Source organism: Moorena sp. SIO4G3, from assembly GCF_010692305.1.
Taxonomy (GTDB): Bacteria; Cyanobacteriota; Cyanobacteriia; order Cyanobacteriales; family Coleofasciculaceae; genus Moorena; species Moorena producens_A.
On record NZ_JAAHIG010000441.1, the window covers coordinates 1 to 6,776 of the forward strand.

Consider the following 6,776-nt stretch of genomic DNA (forward strand, 5'->3'; position numbering starts at 1 on the left):
ATCGTATTTGGGATTATTATCGTCTTTGTCATGTGTGTATCGGAAGAATTGTTGACCGGAAAATAGATAGGTATGAATTGCGCTTTGCTTTTGAGTCTCAGGTTTACCGGTGATGGAATTTTTAACTTCCTCCTCCCATTCAGAATACAGTCGCACCGCTGCATCAATCTTGCCGGTTTCTAAAATAGTATTTTTGATGTTGCCCCAGAATTTGTTAGTTGTTCTGGGATAGCCGTTGTCCAAATGACAAAACTCTTTGTCGGAAAAACGAACATACTCTTGGCCTTTAAAGAAATAAGTTTTTCCGTCTTTGCCAGTAAAGGCGGCATCTAGTGTATCAAAGGTAATATCATCCCACTTATCTTTGATATTTTGGGGTTCTGACCACCAACGGTGCATATCACCAGAGTGGATAAATTGGTTGCCGGAAAATAGATAGTGGTTACCATTGTAATCGGTGAAAACCGCGTCAACGGCTGCAAAACCGGCATCAATTAAGTTCTGAGGCAGATTCCACCAGTTATTTTCCACAGCTCTTGGATAATCTTTATCTGCCTCTTTGTAGTCATTGGTTGAATAGCGAATATAGCTATTTGAAGTAGAATTATCGAATAAATACGTCTTTCCATCCAAGACGAAGGCCGCATTAACTTGTTCTAATCCCCCCCAGTCTGGTTTGATCGATTTCGGATACCCTGCATCCACTTCGGAATAGTCATCGCTGGAATAACGGAAATACTGATTGCCACTGAAGAGATAGGTTTTGCCATCAAGACCAACAAAGGCGGCATCGACTTTACCATTGGTTATGGGGTTTAAGGTTTTACCCCATTTCTCCTTAATCTCTACGGGGCCGTTACGATTACCGGCTGAGTCAACGGTTATATATTTTTTGTCTTTAAATAGGTAAAGTACTTGATTGTTATCTTTAAAAGCCGCATCAATATCTTGGTGGAACTCAGCAGGAAGATTGTTAAAGTGTTCTTTAATGAGTTTAGGGAACCCTTCTGAGGGCATCACCCCATCATTTTCCAGGCAATCCTTAAAACTAAATATCTGATCGCCGCAGAAGATCATGATCTGACTACCATCGATATAGGCCGCATCCACTTTGCCGGTGGTTTTCAGATTATTTTGCGTCCGCCCCCACTTCGCCATAATACTCTGGGCTTTAGTCAGGTCCTCTGAGCTGACAAATTGATCGTTTTTGAATAAGTAGGTCTTACCATCATGTCCGACAAAGGCAGCATCTATGGATTCTTGAAATAGTTTTGGTAGTTGTTCGTTGCCTGGCTCATTCTTCCAATGTTTGGCAATAGTTTTAGGATAGCCTTCGTCGATATAGTCGCTGCCATTTGATTGGCGAACATATTCTTCCCCTGAAAAGAGATAGGTGTATCCACTACTATCGGTATAAGCGGCATCGATTTTATCAAGGTTCTGGAAGTTATTATGGAGCTTACCCCATTTTCTTTCTTTTAGTTCCCAAACTTTACTATCTTTGGCTTGCTGATAGTATTTTCCCCCTGCGATAATTACGTTGCGCTCTTTATTGTCCACAAATGCCGCATCAATGGTTTTACCGGCAAAGTGAACTGAAAGTTCTTTAAGTTCCTTTCCGTCTTCTTCTTCTAATTCATAGGTGATGCCATCATAAATCCAATAGCGGTCACCTTTGAACACGTAGGTCTTGCCATCGGTGCTCTCCAGGAGGGCATCAAATGTGGTGATGGCTGTAGGTTTTTGGGGAAGTTCCAGCTTTTCAGGAAACTTCTCCACTAAACTTTGATCATGAAAGACCAGCTCAATATCTTCTTTAGTCAGTTTGAGTTTATTGGCCAGCAAGGCAAACTGTTGAGTTCTGCCATAGGCAGTATTGAACCGTTGTTCTTTGGGCAGTTTGGTAATATTGCCCAGAAGATCTTCAGCCTTTAATAAGGGTAACAACCATTCAGATGCAATATGATCACTGCCTTTAAACATCTCAGCAGAGATCACTCGCATACTATCCACATTAAGGTTAAACGTCTGCTTTAACTGTTTATAGATAAAGGTTTCTTGTGTTTCAGCTAGGGTTTTAACCAGGCCAACTACCTGATTAACCATCGCCGATTGCTCTTTAGCAATGGCATGCAATAAAAAGAACACATCTTTATTGTAATCTTCAAATCCTTCTAGGGATATGGCCAGGGCATTGTCGATATTTAGGAAATAGTCCAGCTTATCCTCTGGGATTTTCCGGTCATCGGTGATGTGCTCTAAACTGATCAGCAGGTCAAATAATGCCTCTTTTTCGCTGCTACTGAAGCCCTGCTGATCTAGTGGATAGTCCACTAACTGGTGTTTGTCTGATATCAGTACGATGTTGCGCAAAGTATTAAACACAACCCGGTTATCAGTGGGCTCGAATGACCACCAAATATCGAAGTTTTGGGAATTTTCTTCTTCTCTGAAAAATGCTTTATGTTTTTCGGCTATTTTACCCTCTTCTAGAAAGTGATAGTCTACCGCCTGGAAACACCATCTGGCCAAAATATTTTCGCCAACTTCAAGAAAATCCTCTCGGCTAAACTGAAGATAACTAGACAGATTTTTTTCAATATGTTGCTTTAAGGCTGATAAGATGGCTGTTCTATGGGGATAGAATTGCAACGCCAGGGAAAAATCTTTGAGTGGGAGCTGAGTTAGTTTCAGGTTATCGACAAAATGTCCATCTTCATCGATATAGTCGTTAAACTTGAGATTTTCAATCAAATCATCCACTTCGAGTTCGGTTAGTGGTAACTCAGAAAAGATACCTTTGTTAACCGCAATCTTGTGTAGTTTTATCTCCTGACTACGCTTAGACAGAATCTCGAATACGTCTTTTGACTGGGTACCGATATTGGCATTAACTTCAAAATTATCTTCATTATCAGAATCCTCGAAGAATGACTTTTCAACTAGGGCACCTTGATCATCGATATAACCGTTAAAAATTAGATTATGGTATAGCTCTCTAGATTCAAATTCTTCTAACCCCAAGGGTTTGAGATCGGAAGGATAAATGGAAACATCATGATGGTCTTGATGTAGCTGGCTAATTTGATTGAACAGCTCAGACCGAATCGGGGTAAACTCTGTATCAATGTGGAATTCAGTCACATCGCTAGTGAGTTGGTCTTGAATCAGCCTGCCTTGAGTATCCAAGTAACCTTTATGAATCAAATTGTCATAGATTTTATCGGCTATTTTTTCCCCAATCCCCAAGCCCAAGAAATCTTTCTGTGTAATGGTGTCAATTTTATTAACAGCGTCGAAGGCCGCTTTTTTGACAAGATTAGCATCAAAGTCAATCAGCCTAGGCTCTTTTTTCGTCAGATGATATTCGCGGACGCTTAAGGTTTCGTAAACCAGCCTTGATGTCCGGTTGTCCAGCCCAGCTTCTTTTAGTAAAGACTCTTTAAAATGCAAGGCTTTAAAAGCTTGATGCCAACTATTGAATAACGCTAGTTTTTCTTGGTCGTCAATCTCCTTTTGGGTTTTGACTTTCTTAACCGGCATGGTGTCATCAATTTTTTTCAAGTCGATTTTATCGACATAATCACCACTGGTAATTTTTAACAAGTCATGGGCAGAAAAGTCATTCTTTTGCATCCATTGGGTCAATCCATAAACGACTTGAATCAACCACATGGAGTTTTCTACATTATCGTTTTCTACATTATCGTTTTCTACATTATCGTTTTCTACATTATCCTGGGAGATTATTTTATAACAATCCCGCTCCTTGATCTTAAAGTCTATTAAAACGTTGCAATTTTTAAATTGACGAACAGCGGGGTCTTTTTCTAGGATATCGAAAATAATAAATAGCTCTTCTAGGGAAATCTCACAGATATGGGCTAGCTTACTCACACGGTATAAAGTCGTAAGCATTGACCTTTCTTCATTCGCAGTGATCCAAAGCTGATCGTTATCCCAGTGGCTACGAAACTTTTTAATTAAGTAGGTCAGTTGCTTGGTAGGTAAATCCAAAGAGTGAGCAATCCTTTTTCGATAACCATCATTGGATGAGTCGAGAAGATCTAGTGTGACTTCAATCCTGGAAAGTCCTAGGTCAGAAAATTGTTGAGGAATATTGGCGTGATTCCAGATATAGTGTTTATCGGCGATGGCACAGGGGTTATTGTAAACGCGGTTAAACAGGTCAATGGGCATCTCCTCATTACCTTGCCCGAGGATATTCATCTGAGCAAACAAGGCACAAACCTCATCAACTTCCAGTTCCAGCTTAGCCTTTAGCCAGTGAACAACTGCGATACGGGTAAGCGTTTTTGCGTTTAACTGATTGTTACAGCAGGTACGTAGGATGATATCCAGCTCGGTAAACGTGAACCCGGTTTTCTTAGCGAGACGGATGAAGCGGTTGGCACGGTCTAACCAGAACTCAATCTTTTGTTTATCCTGTGATATAGAGTCTTGAATTTTCCACCCAATGGCTTGTTCATCCTCAGTTAGATTAGCAGCACCTATTTGAGAGCTATTACAGAAGAAATTAGCGTCCTGAAGTTTTTCACTATTTTTATTAAGATTTTGAAATAAAAGTTCTCGAAGTTCTAGTTCACTGATCTTTGTCGCTTTTATAAATTTATCTACACTTACAAGATGATTTTCGATTACCTTGTTACCTTGAGCATCCTTAGACTCTACCTTTAGGTGTGATAAATCAGCAACGCCATAACACTGTGCGAGATCATTGCCCGTTCGAGGGGTTTCGATCAGACTCGCCCACTCTTGTTCTAAGATCCCTAAATAGGCTTTTGCCAACAGCTCTTGCTTTGGCATCTCATCAAGCAATCTATAAAGTTCCTCTGCTTTTACACCGAGATGCTGAAGATAGACCTTGACTGTTGCGTAGTCAATATCTTGGGGCAGGTTAAAGGGATAAACTGCTTTACGGATCTGTTCAAATGCCTCACCATTTCCATCGTTCTTGATTTTAGACGCTAGGATCTCATTGACTCGATCCAGGTAAGGTAGCATCTCAAACGTATTTTTAGCATCCAGCAGTATTTCCTTGATATCACTGCGACGCTCGTCAAACTGGTGTTGAGAAAACTCATCTGTCCGCCTCCCTGGAGACTCCCGTTATACCCGCAGGGTTAACGGTGAGAGGAAAGGGAGGACAGGGTTTAGTTCGTATAGGCATAACCGTCTTTCCTGTGAATGAATTGACAATACTTGTGACTAATTCCTTGAACCAAGCCTGATTTAGTTGAGATATTGAAAGAACCTGATTTTCTGGTTGCGACCCGTCCCACATAGGTACCAATTTTTTTACCTTTAGTTACCACAGCACGAATAATATCTCCTGTTTGGAAACCTTTATGGAATTTTAGTCTGGAACAATAACGAATGGGAAACCCATATTTATTGGTTCTACAAAGCTGGCGAGTACCATGTCCCTTTGCTGTTATCAATAATGGATTATTTACCTCAATAATCAATGTTTCAACTTTTCCAACATTTGCTGCATCTAGCCAATGGGTTTTAGGAAGATTTTGACGGCATCTGTTGAATTTAGTTAATCCACCGCTACCCACTTCAACAGGCAATGTTATTGATTTGAGATCGTGATATAACTTCCAACGAGTTATGTTTACGGAAGCTGCATCAGATAGTGGACGTTTAGCTTGACTTAGTATACGTTTTGAGAGGTCAGGTTTCTTAGCTAAAAAAAGCTCAATATCTTGATTAGATTTTGCTTGGTTACAGGAATGACAGGCAAGGGTTAAATTAGAAATTCGATTAGAGCCACCCTTAGATTTAGGCTTAATATGCTCAACTTCTAATCTAGTATCTTTTGCCCCACAATAAGCACACTTACGATTCCATTTTTCAAGTAAATATTCTCTAATTTCATAGCCGTGAAGTGTCCCCTGTTGATATTCAATACCGGATAGTTCAGGATTCTGCAACTTCTGAGTATCGAACCGAACCAATTCTTGAGATATACCGGTGATAGGGCAGAATCGGATTATTTTTTTTACCCAAGTTAAACTATTTTCAATCCTAGATACCAGACTAGGGGCTAACCAACCCTTTGCTCTGGTTCTGTTAAGGAACCTAGGCTTGCGGTATCGAGTTTTTCGGTTTCGACGAGAACGCCTTAACTGTCTACGAGAAGTTAAATTATCTCGGATTTGAAAACCCCTATGAGTAAGTTCAGCTCCCCATACAACTCGTTGTCTTTGGACGACGGCTAAACCAGTTGTTTTTGCACCAGGATCTATTTTTAATTGATGTTCGTGAGTTACTGGATTACTTATTTCCTCCACCAAAATAATAGTAAATGGATAACGACGATAAACCTTTGCTTTTCCTGTCGAAAGTAAAATTCTAGCTCTCGCAGGTCTACATGGATCTAAAGGTTGTAGGTTTTTGTTGAGTACAAAGACACGCATAATTGTGTTCTCTCCTATTACTAGGGTTAAGTTAGCCGAGTGCTTCGCACACGCTTCGCGAACGTCAAGGTTATTTCTCGGTACTCTCCCAATTGCACTGATTTAACTCAACTACATCTGTTTAACAATTGGGTTCTAGAGCTAGGAACTGGCTACGTATTCCTAGGTAGGAACATTAACACTTGGAAATAACGTAGTTCTCAGTTACGGTCGATGCCTGGTATTACCCAGGGCACCTCCGCTTCCGAACTGGGCGTGCGACTTTCACCGCACCCAGCTCTTAGGTATCCTCAACCAATAGGCTTGCCTTTCGGCTTGCTCCAATGAATC

2 protein-coding genes and 1 pseudogene are annotated in these 6,776 nt (G+C 40.6%); all 3 read right to left on the reverse strand.

The annotated features are described in order from the left end of the window. On the reverse strand, window positions 1-4,827 hold a 4,827-nt coding region (locus tag F6J99_RS45905; protein WP_365975160.1), incomplete at its 3' end, for a hemopexin repeat-containing protein. A gap of 42 nt (window positions 4,828-4,869) precedes the next feature. Next, window positions 4,870-5,076, reverse strand: a pseudogene (locus tag F6J99_RS39340) (Tc toxin subunit A); the annotation flags it as partial. Window positions 5,077-5,174: 98 nt separating this feature from the next. After that, the gene (gene iscB / locus F6J99_RS39345; protein ID WP_293121533.1) at window positions 5,175-6,446 is read right to left on the reverse strand and encodes an RNA-guided endonuclease IscB; all 1,272 of its coding nucleotides are present in this window, start codon (window positions 6,444-6,446) and stop codon (window positions 5,175-5,177) included. Window positions 6,447-6,776 lie beyond the last annotated feature (330 nt).